This window comes from Bradyrhizobium sp. CB1015, assembly GCF_025200925.1.
Lineage (GTDB): Bacteria > Pseudomonadota > Alphaproteobacteria > Rhizobiales > Xanthobacteraceae > Bradyrhizobium.
In genome coordinates this window covers 5,120,416-5,140,673 of record NZ_CP104174.1, presented here as the reverse complement: position 1 = coordinate 5,140,673, position 20,258 = coordinate 5,120,416, and the positions used below count along the sequence as shown (strand labels likewise).

Genomic DNA, 20,258 nt, shown 5'->3' with positions numbered 1-20,258 from the left:
TGCGCTGCGACGCTCAAAGCGTTGCAGCTTGTCCGGGACACGTTCCTGAGCACGATCCTTATCCCGAGCTGCGGACCCGACTCAGTCGAGGCATGTGCTTTCGTGCGGCTGGCATGGAGTTCAGTCCATCTGCCGCAAAAGAGAAGGTTGTGAACCGTTGCGAGGCGAGGTATCAAGGTAGCTATGCCCGTGTCTTTCCGGTAACGATTGTGCTGCTTGTGCAACACCCATCCCGGATTTAACTCTCATCACCGGCGGTTCGCACCGCCGCCGCTTTTTGGCCACACCCGAACATGAATAAAATCGCTCTAATCTTTTAGAGTGCAGCGGCGGTCTTCGAAGGCGACGAGAAAATCCCAAGGTCGATTCAAATCTTGGCTCTGATTTTTCGGGTCTGAAAGGGTTGGCCGGGGAAGCTGGTTGCGATGGGCGCGAAGATCGACAAGCAGAGGCTGCCGAGCCGTCACGTGACGGAAGGCCCTGCGCGCGCGCCGCATCGGTCCTACTTCTATGCCATGGGTCTGACCACCGAGCAGATCCACCAGCCCTTCGTCGGCGTTGCCTCGTGCTGGAATGAAGCCGCTCCCTGCAACATCGCCCTGATGCGCCAGGCACAGGCGGTGAAGAAGGGCGTGGCATCGGCCGGCGGCACGCCGCGCGAATTCTGCACCATCACCGTGACCGACGGCATCGCCATGGGTCACGACGGCATGCGCTCCTCGCTGCCGTCGCGCGAGTGTATCGCCGATTCGGTCGAGCTGACCGTGCGTGGTCATGCCTATGACGCGCTCGTCGGCCTTGCCGGCTGCGACAAGTCGCTGCCGGGCATGATGATGGCGATGGTCCGCCTCAACGTGCCCTCGATCTTCATCTATGGCGGCTCGATCCTGCCCGGCAACTTCCGCGGGCAGCAGGTCACCGTGCAGGATATGTTCGAGGCGGTCGGCAAGCACTCGGTCGGCGCCATGTCGGACGAGGATCTCGACGAGATCGAACGCGTCGCTTGCCCCTCGGCCGGCGCCTGCGGCGCGCAGTTCACCGCCAACACCATGGCGACTGTCTCCGAGGCGATCGGTCTGGCGCTGCCGTACTCGGCCGGTGCCCCCGCGCCCTACGAGATTCGTGACGCCTTCTGCATGACGGCGGGCGAGAAGGTGATGGACCTGATCGCCCAGAACATCCGGCCGCGCGACATCGTCACCCGCAAGGCGCTGGAGAATGCGGCCGCCGTGGTCGCCGCGTCCGGCGGCTCGACCAATGCTGCGCTGCACCTGCCGGCGATCGCGCACGAGGTCGGCATCAAGTTCGACCTGTTCGACGTCGCCGAAATCTTCAAAAAGACACCTTATGTCGCGGATTTGAAGCCGGGCGGCCGTTATGTCGCCAAAGACATGTTTGAAGTAGGTGGCATTCCGCTTCTGATGAAGACGCTGCTCGACAACGGCTTCCTGCACGGTGATTGCCTTACCGTCACGGGCCGCACGATCGCCGAAAACCTCAAGAGCGTGAAATGGAATCCGCACCAGGACGTGGTGCACCCGGCAGACAAGCCCATCACCGTGACTGGCGGTGTGGTCGGCCTGAAGGGCAATTTGGCGCCAGAAGGTGCGATCGTGAAAGTCGCGGGAATGTCCAACCTCAGGTTCACCGGTCCGGCCAGGTGCTTCGACCGTGAGGAGGATGCGTTCGAGGCGGTCCAGAACCGCACCTACCGCGAGGGCGAAGTCATCGTGATCCGCTACGAGGGGCCGAAGGGCGGTCCCGGCATGCGGGAAATGCTCCAGACCACGGCAGCGCTGACCGGCCAGGGCATGGGCGGCAAGATCGCGCTCATCACCGACGGCCGCTTCTCTGGCGCCACCCGCGGCTTCTGCATCGGCCATGTCGGGCCGGAGGCGGCGGTCGGCGGCCCGATCGGGCTGCTCGAGGACGGCGACATCATCGAGATCGACGCGGTCAATGGGACCCTTAACGTAAAATTGAGCGACGCCGAACTCGCCCAGCGCAGAACCAAATGGAGCGCCCGCGCGACTAACCACACGTCGGGTGCGCTCTGGAAATATGCTCAGCAGGTTGGACCGGCGGTCGGGGGGGCAGTGACCCATCCGGGCGGCGCGCACGAGAAACAGTGCTATGCGGACATTTAGGCGTGCCACGGTTGCGTTTGTGTTGGGGGCGGCTGCGCTGGCCGCGCCGGCGTTCGCCTTCGACGGTGCACCGGTCAACCCGAAGGACGCCACCATCCCGGTCGTGACGACCTTGCCCGGCGCTGCGGGTGCGGTGCGCACCAAGGTTCCGCCTGCGGTCGCAACCCAGGAAACCTCGCTCAGCGCCTTGCAATATGCCGCCGAGGGTGGCCACCCGATCGCGCAGTGGAAGCTCGGCCGCATGTACGCCAACGGCGACGGCGTCGCCCAGGACGATTTGCGTGCCTTCGAATATTTCAGCCGGATCGCCAACGCGCATGCCGAGGACAGCCCGTCGGCGCCGCAGGCGCAGATCGTAGCCAACGCCTTCGTCGCGCTCGGCCGCTACTACCTGGCCGGCATCCCGAATTCGAAGGTCAAGGCCGACCCCGACCGCGCCCGGGAGATGTTCTCCTATGCCGCATCCTATTTCGGCAACGCGGACGCGCAGTACGACCTCGCCCGTCTGTACCTGAAGACCCCGGACGCCTCGCGCGAGGACTTCCGCTATGGCGCGCGCTGGCTTGGCCTCGCCGCGCAGAAGGGCCAGCACCAGGCCCAGGCGCTGCTCGGCCAGATGCTGTTCAACGGCGACCGCCTGCCGCGGCAGGCTGCGCGCGGCCTGATGTGGCTGACGCTGGCGCGCGACAGCGCCGGTGTCGACGAGGTCTGGATCAAGGAAAGCTACAACCGCGCCTTCGCCAAGGCCTCCGACGACGACCGCGCCATGGCCCTGCAAATGCTGGAGCAATGGGTGCAGGGGCGTCGGGAGTAGGCACGACACGCCGTCATTCCGGGGGCGATGCGAAGCATCGAATCCGGAATCTCGAGATTCTCAGGTGCGCAATTGCGCACCGGAGTTCGGCTCTTCGAGCCGCCCCGGAATGACGATGCTGATAGCTTACGCCGCCTCGAGATCCAGATCCGCCCACACCGGCACGTGGTCCGAGGGCTTCTCCCAGCCGCGCACATAGCTGTCGATGCCGACATTGGCGAGCCTGTCGCTGGCCTGCGGCGACAGCAGCAGGTGGTCGATCCGCAGCCCCTGGTTCTTCTGCCAGGCCCCGGCCTGATAGTCCCAGAAGGTGTAGAGCCCGCCCTCGTCGGTGACGGCGCGCAAGGCGTCGGTGAGGCCGAGGCCGAGCAGGGACTGGAAGCTCTCGCGCGTCTCGGTCTTGAACAGGGCGTCCTCGGTCCAGGCGGCTGGATTGTGCACGTCGCGGGCATGCGGGATGACGTTGAAGTCGCCGGCCAGGATCAGCGGGACCTCCTCCTTGAGTCGCTCTTTCGAATAATCAAGAAGCCGCGACATCCATTTGAGCTTGTAGGGATATTTGTCGGTCCCGACCGGATTGCCATTGGGCAGATAGAGGCAGGCGATGCGCAGCACGCCGGACTTGAGTGTCACCACGCCTTCAAGGAAGCGGGCATGGGTATCCTCGTCGTCGCCGGCGAGGCCCGACTTGGTCTCGTCGAACCGGAGCTTGGAGAGCAGGGCGACGCCGTTGAACGTCTTCTGCCCGTGCGTCACCACGTTGTAGCCGAGCGCCTCGATCTCCAGCCGCGGAAAGGCCTCGTCGACGCACTTGATCTCCTGCAGGCAGACGATGTCCGGCTGGCACTCTTTCAGCCAGGTCAGGAGCAGATCGATCCGCTGCCGGACCGAGTTCACGTTCCAGGTCGCTACTCTGATGGGCATTGAGAAGGGCTCCGGGCAGGGGTCTTGGTTAGAACAAAATGCAAACGCGCCCGTCAAGGCGGCCGCAAAATCTCCCACAAAATTAACCCGGCTTAAGCAGGCCGCAGGCCATTGATCGTCAAGAGGTTCCTCGGATGGATGGCCGGACAAGGCGATGAAGCGAACTCAGCCGCGTGACGGCCTGATCGGCGCGTTCCTGTATTGGCTCGGCGGCTTCGAGATCGAGGACGGTCTGACGGCCGATCTCAGCGAGCGCGAGATCCGCCGCATCCGCGCCAAGCAGATCGACGCGGTGACCCAGCTGATCCCCGTGACGATGGCTGTGACGATGCTGAACGTCGCCATCGTGCTGATCCTGTTCTGGGGCAGGGGCTGGAACGACTTCCTCGCGATCTGGGGCCTGACGCTCGCCGCCACCGCCTCGCTCGCGGTGCGGTCGTGGCACAAGTCGCGTCAGAACCCGCCGCAGGAGGCATCGCCGCGCGCGGCACGGCAGATGCTGCGGCAAGCGTTTTTTCTCGCCGCGATCTGGTGCGCGCTGCCGCTCGCTCTGTTCAGCCGCATCGAGCCGACCAGTCAATTGATTCTGGCCTGCCTGATGGTCGGCATGATGTCAGGCGGCGCCTTCACGCTCTCGACCTTCCCGCGCGCGGGCCTCGTCTATCTCGCCACCATGACGATCGCCTGCGCCGGTTCGCTGCTCTTGAGCGGCACCGGGCCATATCTGGTGACTGCGGTGTTCCTGCTGCTGTTCGCGTTCTTCATGGCGCGCAACATCGTCTCCCAGGGCAACCTCTTCCTCGGCAATCTCAAGGCCCAGCTCGAGCTCGAGCGCCAGACCGAGATCATCTCGCTGCTGCTGAAGGACTTCCAGGAGAACGCCAGCGACTGGCTCTGGCAGACCGATGCCGAGGGACGCCTCGTCGACGTGCCCGAGCGCTTCGCGGCGGTGGCGCAGCTGCCGCTTGCGCAGCTGAAGGGCGCGCAATTCGCCGACGTGCTCGACATGCTCTGCCCCGAGGACAAGAGCGCCGCCTACAACATCGTCGGCCTGATGGAGCAGGCCGAGCCGCTGCACGAGATGAACCTCAAGGTCGTCGCAGGCGGCGAGGCGCGGCTGTGGTCGCTGACGGCGAAGCCGGCCCATGACCGTGACGGTCATTTCCTCGGCTATCGCGGCTTCGGGCGCGACGTCACCGAGCGCTGGCGCGCGGAAAAGGCGGAGGCCGAGAGCCGCGCCAAGTCCGACTTCCTGGCGGTGATGAGCCACGAGATCCGCACGCCCATGAACGGCGTGCTTGGTCTTGCCAGCATGCTGCTCGAAACCAGGCTCGATCCGGAGCAGCGCGAGGCCGTCACCACGATCCGCGAGTCCGGCGACAATCTCCAGCGCATCCTCAACGACATTCTCGACCTCTCCAAGCTGGAAGCCGGCCGCTTCCAGTTCGAGGCGATCGACTTCGCGCCGCAAGCGCTGGCCGAGACGGTTGCGACCGTGGTGCGCGCCAGCGCCAAGAGCAAGGGGCTCACGATCAAGGTCGAGCTCGATCCGAACCTGCCGCCGACGCTCCGCGGCGACGCCGCGCGCATCCGCCAGGTGCTGCTCAATCTCGCCTCCAACGCCGTGAAGTTCACCGACGAAGGCGAGGTGACGATATCGGCGACCTGCCAGGCGCGGCGCGACCTGCTGGCGACCGCCGTATGGACGGTGACCGACAGCGGCATCGGCATCGCGCCCGACAAGCTCGACCTGCTGTTCAGCGACTTCGCCCAGGCCGATGCCTCGATCAGCCGCCGCTTCGGCGGCACTGGCCTCGGCCTTGCGATCTCAAGGCGGATCATCGAGCAGATGGGCGGCACGATCGGCGTCACGTCGACGCCTGGCGAGGGCTCGGCCTTCCGCTTCACGCTGGTGCTGCCTTGGAGTCAGGCGCAGGCCTCCGATCAGGCTGGCGGGCGCGACGAAGCCGACGAGCTCAAGGCGCGGATCGCCGGCCTCGACCGGCCGCTGAAGGTGCTGGTCGCGGAGGACGATGCGGTCAACCGCATGGTCGTGAGCAAGATGCTGGGGGCTTTCGACGTCGAGCTGCGTGTCGTCACCGACGGGACCGAAGCCGTCGCGGCGGCCTCCGAAGGCAATTACGATGTCGTGCTGATGGACGTGCGCATGCCCGACATGGACGGGCTCGCCGCCACCCGCGCGATCCGCGCGCTGGGCGGGCGCTTCGAAGCCTTGCCGATCGTCGCGCTGACCGCCAATGCCTTCCCCGAGGACATCAAGATCTGCCGCGAAGCCGGCATGTCGGACTTCCTGGCCAAGCCGCTGCGCAAGCCGGCGCTGGTCGGAGCGCTGCTGCGGGCGCTGGACGGCCACGTAATGTCGGAGGACGCACCGCTCCAGCCGGAGTTGACGCCGACCGAGGTGGCCTGGACGGACGAGGAAAGGCAGATAACGGGCGCGTAAGCGCGCTAGACCGAGAAGCTCGTCCCGCAGCCGCAGGACGCGGTGGCGTTGGGATTGTTGACGCGGAACGAGGCGCCGATCAGGTCGTCGACGAAATCGACCTGCGATCCCGCCAGGAACGGCTGCGAGGCGGAATCGACCAGCACCACCGCGTTGTCCTGCTCGATCACGAGATCGTCGTCGGCGCGGGCACGGTCGATGTCGAACTTGTACTGGAAGCCGGAGCAGCCGCCGCCCTCGACCGAGATGCGCAGCATCGCGCCCGACCCTTCGCCCTTGAGGATCTCCCCAATCCGGCGTGCGGCCCGGTCGCTGATGGTCACGGCAGTCGTCATTGCTGGTCTCCGATAGTCCCGCGCTCATACCCAATTCAGTTGGTATCCCGCGCCTGACATAGTTAAGTGCCACCATACGCAGAATCAAATGGATAGGGACTAAATTCGCCGTGTCCGTCGGAATGGCAGCCCCCCGCGCGCCCTATGCCTGCGACCCCGATCGCAGCCGCGGCCGGTTGGTCGCCGAGCCCCCGAGCCGGACCCGCAGCCCGTTCCGGCGGGATTGCGACCGGGTGATCCATTCCACCGCGTTCCGCCGCCTCAAGTACAAGACTCAGGTGTTCGTGTTCCACGAGGGCGACCATTACCGCACCCGGCTGACCCATTCGCTGGAGGTGGCCCAGATCGCCCGCGCGCTGGCCCGTCAGCTCGGGCTCGATGAGGACCTCACCGAGACCCTGGCACTGGCGCACGACCTGGGTCATCCGCCGTTCGGGCATGCCGGGGAGCGGGCCCTGGATGCCTGCCTGAAGGAGTTCGGGGGCTTCGACCACAACGCCCAGACGCTCCGCGTCGTGGCTTCGCTCGAGCACCGCTATCCCGAGTTCGACGGGCTCAACCTGACCTGGGAGTCGCTGGAGGGCATCGTCAAGCACAATGGTCCGTTGACCGATCGTAGCGGCGCCCCGGTCGGACGCTACCACGAGCACGGCGTTCCCGTCGGGATCGCCGAGTACGTCAAGACCTACGATCTCGAATTGTGGAGCTTTGCCTCCCTGGAGGCGCAGGTCGCCGCGATCGCCGACGACATCGCCTATGACGCCCACGACATCGACGACGGTCTGCGCGCCGGCCTGTTCCAGCTCGACGATCTCAAGGCGATGCCGCTCACCGCCGAGATCATCGCCGAGACTGCGACGCATTATCCCGATCTCGAAGACGTCCGGCGCGGTGCCGAACTGGTGCGCGAACTGATCTCGCATCTGATCGGAGCGGTGTTCGCGGAGACAGGGAAGAACCTCGCCGCGGTGAAGCCGCAATCGGCCCAAGACGTGCGCCGGCAGAGCCGGGCGCTGGTCGCGTTTCCCGCCGAGGTGGCGGAGGAAGAGGCCGCCATCAAGGCCTTCCTGTACCAGCACATGTACCGCCATGAGCGGGTGATGCGGGTGATGGGGGAGGCCGAGCAGATCCTATTCGACCTGTTCGCAAAATACCAGAAATCCCCTGGCGAGCTGCCGCCGGAATGGCTGCTGGGGTCGGAGGCGGACAACGAGGGTGACCGGGCCCGCCGGATCGGCAATTTCATAGCCGGAATGACCGACCGCTTCGCCTTAACCGAGCACCAGCGGCTCTTTGACTCGACCCCGGATTTGCGTTAGGCGGCGGCCATGCCCCAGACATCCTCATCGCTGCATCTTTTCGCCGACGTGCTCGCACGCGTGCACGCTGCCTGCCGCGCGCTTGCGGCGGATTCCAGCTGGCCCGAGGGCATCGATTTCTCCCGCGTCGTGGTCGAGCCGCCGCGCGATGCCTCCCATGGCGACATGGCGACCAACGCCGCCATGGTGCTTGCAAAGGAGGCAAAGGCAAAGCCGCGCGATCTCGCCGAGCAGATTGCCGAACGACTGCGTTCCGACGCGCTGATCGCCAAGGTCGACGTCGCCGGTCCCGGCTTCATCAATCTGACGCTGAAGCCGGCTGCCTGGGCGGAAGCCCTCCGGACGGTGCTGCGCGAGGGCCCCGATTACGGCCGCGTCGACGGCGGCTCCAAGGTCAATGTCGAATACGTCTCGGCCAATCCGACCGGGCCGATGCATGTCGGCCATTGCCGCGGCGCCGTGTTCGGTGACGCTCTGGCGAGCCTGCTCCAGTTCGCAGGCCACGACGTCACGCGCGAATATTACATCAACGATGCCGGCGCCCAGGTCGACGTGCTCGCGCGCTCTGCGTTTCTGAGGTATCGCGAGGCGCTCGGCGAGGACATTGGTGCCATTCCGGAAGGTCTCTATCCCGGCGACTATCTGAAGCCGGTGGGCGCGGCGCTTGCGAAGGAGCATGGCGACAAGCTGCTCGCCAAGAGCGAGGCCGAATGGCTGCCGACCGTGCGTGCCAAGGCGATCGCGATGATGATGGACGAGATCAAGGACGATCTCGCCGCCCTCAACATCCGCCACGACGTGTTCTTCTCGGAGCGATCGCTGATCGAGACCGGCAACAACAAGGTTGCCGAGACCATCGATTTCCTGAAGGCCAAGGGCGACATCTATGAAGGGCGCCTGCCGCCGCCGAAGGGCGCGCCGGTGGAGGATTGGGAGGATCGCGAGCAGTTGCTGTTCAAGGCGACCGCCTACGGCGACGACGTCGATCGTCCGCTGATCAAGTCGGACAATTCCTACACCTACTTCGCCTCCGACATCGCCTATCACAAGAACAAGTTCGACCGCGGCTTTGCCGAGATGATCGACGTCTGGGGCGCCGATCACGGTGGCTACATCAAGCGCATGCAGGCGGCGGTGAAGGCGACGACCTCGGCCAAGGGATCGCTTGACGTCAAGATCGTCCAGCTCGTGAAGCTCCTGCGCAACGGCGAGCCGGTGAAGATGTCCAAGCGGAGCGGGGACTTCGTCACCTTGCGTGAGGTGGTGGATGAGGTCGGCCAGGACGCGGTCCGCTTCATGATGCTGTACCGGAAGAACGACGCGGTGCTCGACTTCGACCTCGCCAAGGTCATGGAACAGTCGCGCGACAACCCGGTATTCTATGTCCAATACGGCCACGCCCGCGGCCACTCGATCTTCCGCAACGCCCGGGCCGAGGTGTTCCCGGAACTCCCCGAGGATGCCGGCGCGCGGATCGCATGGCTCGCCGAGTCGGCCGTGGAACGGCTGTCTGACCCCGTCGAGCTCGATCTTCTTAAGCGCCTCGCAATTTATCCGCGCATGCTGGAAGCCGCCGCCGCGGCCCATGAGCCGCACCGAATTGCCTTTTATCTCTATGATTTAGCCAGCGAATTTCATGCACTTTGGACGAAAGGGCGTGATTTGCCCTATTTACGCTTCATTATCAATAATGATGCAGATCTTACAAAGGCGCGATTGGCAATGGTCCAGGGCGTCGTCTCGGTCCTGGCATCGGGCCTCGCCATCCTCGGCGTCCATGCCCCGGACGAGATGCGGTAGTTTGGGGCGAACTACTTAAGGGGAATTCGGGGGTAACCGGCAGAAGCCGGATCGCTTAGACTTGGTTGAAAGCCTTGTGGGTCGAAAGCCGTGCCTTGGTCGAGGGGCGCGCGGCTTTCCCGAAGGGACGCATCATCACGATGGCCGAACGATATCAGGACAGACCGTTTCCTTCCGATGACTATGGTCGCGGTGGCGATCAGCATGCGAAGGCGGAAAGCGATCCCTTGGCCGAGCTCGCCCGTTTGATCGGGCAGACCGATCCGTTCGCCGCGCAATCGCGGCCGACGGCACGTCCACCGGGAGCGCCCGCCCAGAGCTATCAGGACGACGATTACCGCCAGGTCGATGGTCAGCAGGACTACGCCGAGCAGGTGCCGCCGCCCGGGCCGCCCTCATGGATGCGGCGCGCCAACGTGCAACCGCAGCCGGCACCCGCGCCGGAGCCTGATTATCCCGTCTCCGTAAGCCCGGTCCACCCGCTGCATCGCTACGCGGCCAAGCCTGCCGCGCCCGAGCCTGTCGTTCATCAGCCCCAAGCCTACCCCCCGGCCTACCAGGACCACTCCTATCAAGACCAGGCGTATCAGGAGCAGGTCTATCAGCAGCATGGTCAGGCCTACCAGGAGCAGTCATATCAGGAGCCGCATGCGCAGCCCGATCCGTCGCGCTACGACGATGCGCTCTTTGGTCGGCTGGAGACGGGCGAGCAGGACTATCAGCGCGAGCCGGCCTATCCCGACGACCCTTACGCCTACCAAAGCGACTATCCCGAGGAAGAGGTCGAGGAGCCGAAGAAGCAGCGCGGCGGCATGATGACTGTTGCGGCGATCCTGGCGCTTGCCGTGGTCGGCACCGGAGCCGCGTTCGCCTACAAGACCTATATCGGCTCGCCTCGCAGCGGCGAGCCGCCGATCATCAAGGCGGACAACACGCCGACCAAGATCGTGCCGGCGCCGACGGACTCCGCAGCCAAGGTGCCGGACCGCATGGTGAGCGGTGACGGCACTGAAAAGATCGTGCCGCGCGAGGAGGCGCCTGTCGACGTCAATGCCAAGGCGGGCGGGCCGCGCGTGGTGTTCCCTCCGCTGAACCAGAATGCGAACCCGCCGTCGGTGGCGAGCGTGTCGCCGTCCAACGTGCCGCCACCGAGCGCCGGGCCCACCCCGAGCAACGGCACGCTGCCGAACAATTCGCCGCGCCCGATCAGGACCGTGGCGGTGAAGGGTGACCAGACCGATAGCGCTGTGCCGCAATCGGCTGCCGCCAAGCCGACGCCTGCCGCGCCGAAGCCTGTTGCTGCGCCAGTTGCGCCTGCAGCGCCGCGCAGTCCGCCGACCTCGGCCAATGCCAGTGCCAACCAGCCGCTCTCGCTGGCGCCGCAATCGACGCCGGCGGCCGAGCCGCCGCAGCGGATGGCCGCGACCAACCCGACGCAGATCGCGCCGACCAGCAGCGGCGGCGGCTACATCGTGCAAGTCTCCTCGCAGCAGAGCGAGGACAGCGCCGCCGCGTCCTACCGGGTGCTTCAGGGCAAGTACGGCAGCGTGCTCGGATCCCGCTCGCCGGTGATCAAACGGGTCGATCTGACCGATAAGGGCAAGGGGATCGTCTACCGCGCCTTCGCCGGACCCTATGGCTCGGTCCAGGAAGCGACGCAGGCTTGCAACAATCTGAAAGCCGCAGGCCTGTCCGACTGCTTCGTCCAGAGGAATTAATGGCGGTTTCCTTGACCCCCTGACGGGGCAGGGTTAATCGGCCGTTATGAGCACGCGGGCCTTCATTACCGGCGTATCCGGAACGGAACCGACCGCCGCCGAGCGGGAGTTTATCCGTGCCGAACGCCCATGGGGCTTCATCCTGTTCAAGCGCAATGTCGCGACACCGGCGCAAGTTGCTGCGCTGGTTGCGGAATTACGTTCGGTCGCGAATGCTCCCGATGCGCCGGTCCTGATCGACCAGGAGGGTGGACGGGTGCAGCGGTTGGGGCCGCCGCACTGGCCGGTTTATCCGCCGGGAGCCGTATTCGCGAAGTTGTACGACACTGATTCGGCCCTCGGGCTCATCGCAGCGCGCCTCAGTGCCCGCCTGATCGCAGCCGATCTCGCCGACCTCGGCATCACCGTGGATTGCCTGCCGCTGGCCGACGTGCCGGTGCCGGGCGCTGACGTGGTCATCGGCAACCGGGCCTACGGCACGGAGCCGGGCAAAGTCGCGGCGATTGCCCGCGCGGTCACCGAGGGCCTGGAGCAGGGCGGCGTGCTGCCGGTGCTCAAGCACATTCCCGGGCATGGCCGCGCCACCGCCGACACCCATTTCAAGCTGCCGACCGTCGACACGCCCCGGGACGAGCTGGAGCGGACCGATTTCGCCGCGTTCAAGCCCCTGGCGGATCTGCCGATGGCCATGACTGCACATGTTGTGTTTAGCGCCTTCGACCCCGCCCATCCGGCGACGACATCTGCGACAATGATTGCTGACGTGATTCGCGGCGCAATCGGGTTCCAGGGTTTGTTAATGAGTGATGACGTGTCGATGAACGCGCTGTCGGGGAATATCGCCGAGCGGACCCGCGCCATCTTCGCGGCCGGCTGCGACGTGGCCCTGCATTGCAACGGCAACATCGAGGAGATGCGCGACGTCGCCGGCGAGACGCCTGAACTGGCCGGCAGGGCGCTGGAGCGGGCGAAGGCCGCGCTCGCCGCACGCAAGCCGCCGCAGCCGTTCGACCGCGTGGCCGCACGCACTGAGCTGGACGCATTGATCGCACGGGCAAACACGGCATCGGCATGACCGCAGAAATCCTATCATTTGAAACCGGGCGGCCCGCAGAGCTCGCCGAGGGTGAGCCGGCGTTGGTGGTGGACGTCGAGGGCTATGAGGGCCCGCTCGACCTGTTGCTCGCGCTGGCGCGGCAGCAGAAGGTCGACCTCGCCAAGATTTCGATCCTGGCGCTGGCCGACCAGTACCTCCATTTCATCGAAGCCGCGCGAAAGATCCGGCTGGAGCTCGCTGCAGACTATCTGGTGATGGCTGCATGGCTCGCCTTCCTGAAGTCGCGTCTGCTGCTGCCGGAGCCGCCGAGCGCAGAAGGCCCGAGCGCCGAGCAGATGGCGACGGCGCTCGCCAACCGCCTGCGCCGCCTGGAAGCCATTCGCGAAGCCGCCAACCGGCTGATGAACAGGCCGCAATTGCAGCGCGACATCTTCCCGCGCGGCGAGCCCGAGCAGATCGCCGAGATCAAGCACCCGAAATACGCGGCTACGCTCTACGACCTTCTCACCGCCTATGCCGCGCAGCGCCAGTCGCGCGTGCTGGCGAGCGTGCATCTGGCCAAGCGCACGGTGTGGTCGCTCGCCGAAGCGCGCGCCACGCTGGAGCGGCTGGTCGGCAGCATCACCGAGCAGGATGATTGGGGTGTTCTCGATGACTTCCTGATCCGGCATGTCGCCGATCCGACGCAGCGCGCAACGGTGTTCGCCTCGAGCTTTGCCGCCGCGCTCGAATTGGTGCGCGAAGGTCAGCTCGAGCTGAACCAGAAAGAGGCGTTTGCGCCGATCTATTTCCGGAAGGGGCGCCCAAAACCGGTCCCGGACGCAGCTCCTGCGCCTGATGCGCCGGTCGCTTAAGTGCAAGAAGGAGAATTTGCCATGGCAAGCCTGGCTGAAGTGCGGGTAGAAGAGGCCGAGCCGATGGAGAACGAATCCCAGGCGCGCCCCGAAGAATTGCGGCTGCTGGAGGCACTGCTGTTCGCCTCGAGTGAACCGCTGGATACCGCGACGCTGGCCAAGCGCATGCCCGAGGGCGTCGACGTCAAGGCTGCGCTCGAGCAATTGCAGGCCGATTATGCCTCGCACGGGGTCAACCTCGTCCGCGTCGCCAACAAATGGACGTTCCGCACCGCCGGCGATCTGGCCTGGCTGATGACGCGGGAGAGCACCGAGACCCGGCGCCTGTCGCGTGCCGCGATCGAGGTGCTGGCGATCATCGCCTATCACCAACCGGTGACGCGTGCCGAGATCGAGGAGATCCGCGGCGTCGTCACGTCGAAGGGCACGCTCGACGTGCTGCTGGAGACCGGCTGGATCAAGCCGCGCGGCCGTCGCAAGACGCCCGGCCGTCCACTCACCTTTGGAACCACGGAGGAGTTCCTGTCGCAGTTCACCCTGGAGCAGCTCGGCGACCTGCCGGGCCTGGAAGAGCTCAAGGGCACTGGCCTTCTGGATTCGCGCCTGCCGACCGGCTTCAGCGTGCCGACGCCGTCGGATGATCCGGCGCTGCGGGAGGACGAGGATCCGCTGGAACCGGGCGACGACCTCGATCTCGCGCTCGCGCCTGCGGTCGAGCCCGAGAGCCCGCCGGAAGGCGGCAATGAGGGGGGCGGCGAGGGCGGCGCCGAAGAGTGACGCCCCGGCGAAATACGGGCCCCTTGCGACAGTTAACACTAGCAAGATTGCGTAGCGCCGACAGCGAATTGGCGCTGCCTTGGTCCTTGTTTTTGAGACCTGCCAAGCCTAGGTTTCGGTGAAGATCGGCCGGGTCCCCGGCCATGCGCGTTTGGAGGGTTGCAGGATGGGTTCACTCAGCATTTGGCACTGGATCTTGGTGATCGCAGTGGTCCTGCTGCTGTTCGGCCGCGGCAAGATTTCGGATCTGATGGGCGACGTGGCGCAGGGCATCAAGGCGTTCAAGAAGGGCATGCAGGACGACGACAAGCCTGCCGAGAAGCCCGAGCCGGCCAAGTCGATCGAGCACAATGCGGCTCCGACCGCGGCACGATCCGACGTCGGCAGCAAGGCCGTCTGAGCCGGGAGAAGCACGCGAGACGCGGGTAGCGGCCCCGATCCTGCGCGCAAGGGATTGGGCCGGCTCCGGCTTCGCGTGAACGGAAGACCTCATGTTCGACATCGGGTGGAGTGAACTGGTCCTCATCGGGGTCGTGGCCCTGATCGCCATCGGCCCGAAAGAGCTGCCGGGCGTGCTGCGCATGGTCGGGCAGTGGATGGGCAAGGCGCGCAAGATGGCCGCCGAATTCCAGGGCCAATTCCAGGAGGCGATGCGCGAGGCCGAGATGGCCGACCTCAAGAAGAGCTTCGACGAGGTCAAGGAAGCCGCCACGGGATTCAATCCGCTGACCTCGCTCCAGAAGGACGTCAGCGACGCGCTTCGCGTCGATGCGCTGGACAAGCCGGCCGAGACGTCGGCCGCTACTTCCGTCGATCCGCCCGTCACGCCCACGACACCGGAGACCCCGACGCCTGCGACCTTCATGGAGGCCGAAGCGCATGCGGCCGCCAACGAGCCGCTCGCGATCACCCGTGAGGTCGAACAGGCAAAGGTTGCGCAGGATACCGCGCCATCCGAAGCGATCAAGGACGCCAAAGCGTCATGACCGACGCCGATATCGAGGCCAGCAAAGCCCCGCTGATGGACCACCTGATCGAGCTGCGCTCGCGGCTGATCAAGGCGCTGCTCGGCTTTGGCGTGGCGTTCATCTTCTGCTTCTTCTTCGCCAAGCAGATCTACAACGTGCTGGTCTGGCCGTTCGTGTGGATCGCGGGTCCCGAGAACTCGAAATTCATCTACACGGCATTGCTGGAATATTTCATCACCCAGCTCAAGCTCGCGCTGTTCGGGGCCGGCTTCATCTCGTTCCCGATCGTGGCGACGCAGATCTACAAGTTCGTCGCGCCCGGGCTCTACAAGCACGAGAAGCAGGCCTTCCTGCCATATCTGGTCGCGACCCCGTTCTTCTTCGTGCTGGGTGCGGCGCTGGTCTATTTCGTCGTGCTGCCGATGCTGGTGCGCTTCTCGCTGGGCATGCAGCAGGCCGGCAGTGACGAGACCGCGCAGATCCAGCTGTTGCCCAAGGTCGGCGAATATCTGTCGCTGATGATGTCGCTGATCTTCGCCTTCGGCATCGCCTTCCAGCTGCCGGTGATCCTAACTCTGCTCGGGCGGATCGGCATCGTCACCTCGAAGATGCTGCGCGAGAAGCGGCGCTATTTCATCGTCATGGCCTTCGTGATCGCGGCCGTGCTGACGCCGCCCGACGTGCTCAGCCAGTGCTCCCTCGCGATCCCCCTGATGGCGCTCTATGAGGGCTCGATCATCGCGGTGGCGATGGTGGAGAAGAAGACGGCGGCCTCGTCGCAAGCCACCGGCACCGACGTGTCGACGCCGGCCAAGCCGGCGGAGTAGGGCACTTTCGCACTATCATGTCGCTGCTCAGCCCATGATTCGTCATGCCCGGGCTTGACCCGGGCATCCACGACTTGATCTAAGGCGGCAGACACGTGGATGGCCGGGACAAGCCCGGCCATGACGGGAAGACAGCCATGCACGACATCAAAGCGATCCGCGACAATCCGCAAGCCTTCGACGCCGGCCTAGCCCGGCGCGGCCTGAAGCCGATGTCGGCCTCGCTGCTTGCGATCGACGAGAAGCGGCGTGCGGCGATCCTGGCCTCCGAGCAGGCGCAGGCGCGGCGCAATGCGGCCTCGAAGGAAATCGGCGATGCCAAGAAGGCCAAGGACGATGCGCGTGCGGCGAAGCTGATGGCCGAGGTCGCCGAGCTCAAGACCACGATGCCGGAGCTCGAAGCGGCAGCGAAAGCTGCCGACGAAGAGCTGACCAAGGAGCTGTCCGCGATCCCGAACATTCCGTTCGACGACGTGCCCGATGGCGTCGACGAGCACGGCAATGTGCAGCATCACGTATTCGGCAACAGGCGCAACTACGCATTTGCGCCGAAGCTGCATGACGATCTCGGCACCGCGCTCGGCTATATGGATTTCGAGGCGGCGGCAAAACTCTCCGGCGCGCGTTTCGTCGTGCTGAAGAAGGGGCTGGCGCGTCTCGAGCGCGCCATCGGCCAGTTCATGCTGGACTTGCACACCACCGAGCACGGCTACACCGAGATCAATCCGCCGCTTTTGGTGCGCAACGAGGTGATGTTCGGCACCGGGCAATTGCCGAAATTCGAGGACGATCAGTTCTGGGCGATCAAGGGCGAGCTGCTCGCCTCGCCAGACCATGAGCGGCTGAAGACCGAGCGCCTAGGCCTCATTCCGACCGCCGAGGTGTCGCTCACCAATCTCGCTCGAGAATCCATCCTCGATGAGAAGCAATTGCCGATGCGGCTTACCGCGTTGACGCCGTGCTTCCGCGCCGAGGCGGGTGCGGCAGGACGCGACACACGCGGCATGATCCGACAGCACCAGTTCACCAAGGTCGAGCTGGTCTCGATCACGACGCCGGAAGTGAGCAAGGACGAGCTGGAGCGCATGCTGTCCTGCGCCGAGCAGGTGCTACAGAAGCTCGACCTGCATTACCGCGTAATGACGCTCTGCGCAGGGGATATGGGCTTCTCGTCGCAAAAAACCTACGACATCGAGGTCTGGATGCCCGGGCAGGGCGATGGCGGCATGTTCCGCGAGATCTCAAGCTGCTCGGTCTGCGGCGACTTCCAGGCACGCCGGATGGATGCGCGCTCGCGCGGGCCCGACGGCAAGCCGCGCTTCGTGCATACGCTGAACGGCTCCGGCACCGCAGTCGGCCGCGCGCTGATCGCCGTGATGGAGACCTATCAGCAGGAGGACGGCTCGATCGCGGTCCCGGACGTGCTCCAGCCCTATATGGGCGGGCTGAAGGTGATCGCGCGCGACTAAAGCGTTTTCCGTGGGCACCGGTTCGCGTCCGAAAACGCGGCATGAGGAGAATCGCGTTGCGAATATCGGGCGGCCGGCTATCCTGCCGGCCCGTCCAGGCGAACCCCTCCGTCCATGGCCTTGCACCGCGACATCTTCTGGGTCGGAAGACAATGGGCGGTGACAGGTGCCGGGATCCAGGCCATCGATCAGCGCCTCCGCGGCGTTCTCGACATCGAGATCGCGCGGCTCTGGGACGACGATCTCGTGCAGAGCCGGCGGGCCAAGCCCGGGGTCAATGCTGCGGATTTCGACAAGGCGCTCACCGTGGCACGCGAACGCTTTCCGCAGGAGCCGACGTCTGACCCTTTCGTGGCGCAGCTGAAGACGCTCGGCGTCATCGACGCTTCCGTCGTGAATCCGGCCGTTCCGGCGATGCAACTGCGTGCGGAAGGCCGGCTCGCGCGCTTCCTGCCGCAATGGCGCATTCGCCGCTAGCGGGATCAGCCAGGGAACCAGCTGCCGGACCGCAATCGTCCGGTTTGCCTGATCGGCCCTGGCCGGATAAGACGGCTCAGACCCGCTTTCAGGAATCGAACCTTCCGCATGCGCATTCTCTGCACCAACGATGACGGCATCCACGCTCCCGGCCTCAAGGTCGTGGAGGAGATCGCGCGCGCCTTGTCCGATGATGTCTGGGTGGTGGCGCCCGAGCTCGACCAGTCCGGCGTCTCGCATTCGCTGTCGCTGAACGATCCCTTGCGTCTGCGCGAGGTCGGCCCACGGCACTTCGCCGTGCGCGGCACGCCGACGGACTGCGTCATCATGGGAGCCCGCCATATCCTGGGTGCCAAGCTGCCCGATGTGGTGCTGTCCGGGGTCAACAAGGGCCGCAATGTCGCGGAGGATGTCGTCTATTCCGGCACCATTGCCGGCGCGCTCGAGGGCACGATTCTGGGATTGCCGTCGTTCGCGCTGTCGCAGGAGTTCAGTGTCGAGACGCGCGAACGGCCGCCGTGGGACACGGCGCGCAAATTCGGGCCCGATATCCTGCGCAAGGTGATTGCCGCCGGCGTTCCGAAGGACACCGTCATCAACATCAACTTTCCGTCTTGCGCGCCGGAGGATGTGCTGGGCATCCGCGTCACGCGGCAAGGCAAGCGCAATCTCGGCTTCCTCAGGATCGACGAGCGCAGGGATGGCCGCGGCAATCCCTATTTCTGGATCGGCTTCGAACGGACCGCGATGCTCGACACGCCCGCCGACGGCACCGATCTCGCCGCGCTGCGCGAGCGCTACGTCTCGGTCACCCCGCTCAGGCTCGACCGCACCGACGAAGCGTTTTCGGAGCAGCTGGGCGCGACGTTGAAGTAGCAGTCTGTGACGAGCCTGTAGCCTGGATGGAGCGCAGCGTAATCCAGGAAATCGTCTCTGCGGATCGTACCGCCCCGGAAATCCGCTAGCCGCCGCGAAGCGCGGCCTCGATCGTCTTGCCGAGAGCGTCGAGCTGAAACGGCTTCTGCAGCGCCGGCCGGTCGCGATATTGCTCGGGCAGGCCGGAGGAGCCGTAACCGGTGGCGAAGATAAACGGGCAGCCCTTGGCCATGATGACATCTGCCACGGGCGAGATGACCTTGCCGTTGACGTTGACGTCCAGAATGGCGAGGTCGAAATCGGTTGATTGCGCAAGCCGCATGGCCTCGGTGATGTCGCCCGCTTCGGCGGCAACTTTGTAGCCGAGCTCCTCCAGCATGTCCGCGACCATCATTCTGATCATGACCTCGTCCTCGACGAGGAAAACAGAGCGGCCCGAAAGCCCTGTCGCAGTCATAGTTGAGTCCTTGCCCATTCTCGTAAACGTTCGCAGATAACGATAGGCGACGCAATGCGCGTTTCGGCGAACGCAAACCTCGCAAATGGCTTAGCGCTTTGATGCGTTGTTGTGGTCAAATGCTGCGCCGAAAGGCTATCATGAGTTCCTGAGCCGGAACAAGATTCTCGTCTCGGGTTCTTGCGGTGCAGTACGGCGATCCGCCAGACGAGATGAGCAATAGCAGCAATGACGCCCGACCAGCCGCCGCCGGAAAAGATGATGTTTCAGCTCACGCTGAGGCGTCGGGGCATCAGCGATCAGGCCGTGCTGCGGACCATGGAAGAGGTGCCGCGCGAGCTTTTCGTCGACGAGGCCGATCGCGACGACGCCTATCGTGACAGCGCGCTGCCGATCGCCTGCGGGCAGACCATCAGCCAGCCCTTTGTCGTCGCCTACATGACCGAGCAGCTCCAGCTCCAGAAGCAGCACCGGGTGCTCGAAATCGGCACTGGCTCGGGCTACCAGGCCGCCGTGCTGTCCCGGCTCGCCGGCCAGGTGCTGACCGTCGAGCGCTATCGCAAGCTCGCCGATACGGCACGCGCCCGGCTTGAGAAGCTCGATTGTCACAATGTCGAGGTGATGCTCGGGGACGGTCTCAATCTGCCTCCCAACATCGGCCCGTTCGACCGCATCATCGTCACCGCCGCGATGGAGCAGATTCCGGAGAACCTGGTCGACCGGCTGGAGGTCGGGGGCATCCTGATCGCCCCCGTCGGCCCGCATCAGGGCGTGCAGACGCTGACCCGCCTGACCCGCACCGAAACCGGGATCGAGCGCAAGGAACTCGTCGAGGTCCGCTTCGTGCCGGCACTGCCCGGCGTGGCGCGGGAGCTGTAGAATCCCGGATCGGCAGCGCCGCCAATATCTTATTGTGAGGGTTAAGCCGTTATTTACTCGCCGCGTGTTTACTTAAAACACCAGTTCTGTTGCGTA

19 protein-coding genes are annotated in these 20,258 nt (G+C 65.1%); 16 read left to right on the top strand and 3 right to left on the bottom strand.

The genetic code is table 11. From position 1 onward, the window contains the following. The first annotated feature begins 425 nt into the window (after positions 1 to 425). Both ilvD and N2604_RS23875 read left to right on the top strand, forming a co-directional pair. Positions 426 to 2,147 (top strand): dihydroxy-acid dehydratase, encoded by a 1,722-nt coding sequence (gene ilvD, locus N2604_RS23880; RefSeq protein ID WP_260370633.1) that lies wholly within the window; start codon positions 426 to 428, stop codon positions 2,145 to 2,147. Continuing rightward, positions 2,134 to 2,961, top strand: coding sequence for a tetratricopeptide repeat protein (locus N2604_RS23875; protein ID WP_260370632.1), 828 nt, complete (start codon positions 2,134 to 2,136; stop codon positions 2,959 to 2,961). Before ilvD ends, N2604_RS23875 begins: the two co-directional genes overlap by 14 nt. A gap of 126 nt (positions 2,962 to 3,087) precedes the next feature. Here the strand turns inward: N2604_RS23875 and xth are convergent, their stop codons facing one another. After that, on the bottom strand, positions 3,088 to 3,885 hold the full coding sequence (xth, locus tag N2604_RS23870; RefSeq protein WP_260370631.1) for an exodeoxyribonuclease III: 798 nt from the start codon (positions 3,883 to 3,885) through the stop codon (positions 3,088 to 3,090). A gap of 154 nt (positions 3,886 to 4,039) precedes the next feature. On the opposite strand from xth, the gene N2604_RS23865 reads away from it, so the two are divergent. Continuing rightward, a complete protein-coding gene (locus N2604_RS23865) occupies positions 4,040 to 6,349 on the top strand; it encodes an ATP-binding protein (RefSeq protein ID WP_260370630.1) in 2,310 nt (769 codons plus the stop codon). 5 nt (positions 6,350 to 6,354) lie between these two features. Here N2604_RS23865 and erpA read toward each other — a convergent pair whose 3' ends face one another. Further along, positions 6,355 to 6,684 carry an iron-sulfur cluster insertion protein ErpA gene (erpA, locus tag N2604_RS23860; protein ID WP_197952508.1) on the bottom strand — a complete coding sequence of 110 codons (330 nt, stop codon included), beginning with the start codon at positions 6,682 to 6,684 and terminating at the stop codon, positions 6,355 to 6,357. A 122-nt stretch (positions 6,685 to 6,806) separates the two neighbouring features. Here erpA and N2604_RS23855 point away from each other — a divergent pair, with 122 nt between their 5' ends. From N2604_RS23855 to surE, 12 genes are all read left to right on the top strand, one after another. Then, positions 6,807 to 8,003 (top strand): deoxyguanosinetriphosphate triphosphohydrolase, encoded by a 1,197-nt coding sequence (locus N2604_RS23855; protein WP_260370629.1) that lies wholly within the window; start codon positions 6,807 to 6,809, stop codon positions 8,001 to 8,003. Between the two features lie 9 nt (positions 8,004 to 8,012). Then, positions 8,013 to 9,803 (top strand): arginine--tRNA ligase, encoded by a 1,791-nt coding sequence (argS, locus tag N2604_RS23850; protein WP_260370628.1) that lies wholly within the window; start codon positions 8,013 to 8,015, stop codon positions 9,801 to 9,803. A 140-nt stretch (positions 9,804 to 9,943) separates the two neighbouring features. Next, complete coding sequence (locus tag N2604_RS23845; RefSeq protein ID WP_260370627.1) at positions 9,944 to 11,521, top strand: SPOR domain-containing protein; 1,578 nt, start codon at positions 9,944 to 9,946, stop codon at positions 11,519 to 11,521. 46 nt (positions 11,522 to 11,567) lie between these two features. Continuing rightward, complete coding sequence (gene nagZ, locus N2604_RS23840; protein WP_260370626.1) at positions 11,568 to 12,596, top strand: beta-N-acetylhexosaminidase; 1,029 nt, start codon at positions 11,568 to 11,570, stop codon at positions 12,594 to 12,596. Next, the gene (locus N2604_RS23835) at positions 12,593 to 13,432 is read left to right on the top strand and encodes a ScpA family protein (RefSeq protein WP_260370625.1); all 840 of its coding nucleotides are present in this window, start codon (positions 12,593 to 12,595) and stop codon (positions 13,430 to 13,432) included. Before nagZ ends, N2604_RS23835 begins: the two co-directional genes overlap by 4 nt. A gap of 21 nt (positions 13,433 to 13,453) precedes the next feature. Next, a complete protein-coding gene (scpB, locus tag N2604_RS23830; protein ID WP_260370624.1) occupies positions 13,454 to 14,209 on the top strand; it encodes an SMC-Scp complex subunit ScpB in 756 nt (251 codons plus the stop codon). Positions 14,210 to 14,375: 166 nt separating this feature from the next. Further along, positions 14,376 to 14,609: a twin-arginine translocase TatA/TatE family subunit gene (locus N2604_RS23825; RefSeq protein WP_018642198.1), complete on the top strand. Its 234-nt coding sequence runs from the start codon at positions 14,376 to 14,378 to the stop codon at positions 14,607 to 14,609. Positions 14,610 to 14,700: 91 nt separating this feature from the next. Further along, the gene (gene tatB / locus N2604_RS23820; protein WP_260370623.1) at positions 14,701 to 15,195 is read left to right on the top strand and encodes a Sec-independent protein translocase protein TatB; all 495 of its coding nucleotides are present in this window, start codon (positions 14,701 to 14,703) and stop codon (positions 15,193 to 15,195) included. Beyond that, the gene (gene tatC, locus N2604_RS23815) at positions 15,192 to 16,004 is read left to right on the top strand and encodes a twin-arginine translocase subunit TatC (RefSeq protein WP_260370622.1); all 813 of its coding nucleotides are present in this window, start codon (positions 15,192 to 15,194) and stop codon (positions 16,002 to 16,004) included. The genes tatB and tatC overlap by 4 nt, the downstream gene beginning before the upstream one ends. Before the next feature lie 137 nt (positions 16,005 to 16,141). Further along, complete coding sequence (serS, locus tag N2604_RS23810; protein ID WP_260370621.1) at positions 16,142 to 17,473, top strand: serine--tRNA ligase; 1,332 nt, start codon at positions 16,142 to 16,144, stop codon at positions 17,471 to 17,473. Positions 17,474 to 17,587: 114 nt separating this feature from the next. Further along, positions 17,588 to 17,950, top strand: coding sequence for a hypothetical protein (locus tag N2604_RS23805; protein WP_260370619.1), 363 nt, complete (start codon positions 17,588 to 17,590; stop codon positions 17,948 to 17,950). A 108-nt stretch (positions 17,951 to 18,058) separates the two neighbouring features. Continuing rightward, positions 18,059 to 18,826 carry a 5'/3'-nucleotidase SurE gene (gene surE / locus N2604_RS23800; RefSeq protein ID WP_260370618.1) on the top strand — a complete coding sequence of 256 codons (768 nt, stop codon included), beginning with the start codon at positions 18,059 to 18,061 and terminating at the stop codon, positions 18,824 to 18,826. 85 nt (positions 18,827 to 18,911) lie between these two features. On the opposite strand, the gene N2604_RS23795 is transcribed toward surE, so the two are convergent. Further along, entirely contained in the window at positions 18,912 to 19,283 is a 372-nt protein-coding gene (locus N2604_RS23795) for a response regulator (protein WP_197959430.1), read from the bottom strand. A 228-nt stretch (positions 19,284 to 19,511) separates the two neighbouring features. Between N2604_RS23795 and N2604_RS23790 the strand changes: the two genes are divergently transcribed. After that, a complete protein-coding gene (locus N2604_RS23790; protein WP_260370617.1) occupies positions 19,512 to 20,162 on the top strand; it encodes a protein-L-isoaspartate(D-aspartate) O-methyltransferase in 651 nt (216 codons plus the stop codon). Positions 20,163 to 20,258: the final 96 nt, after the last annotated feature.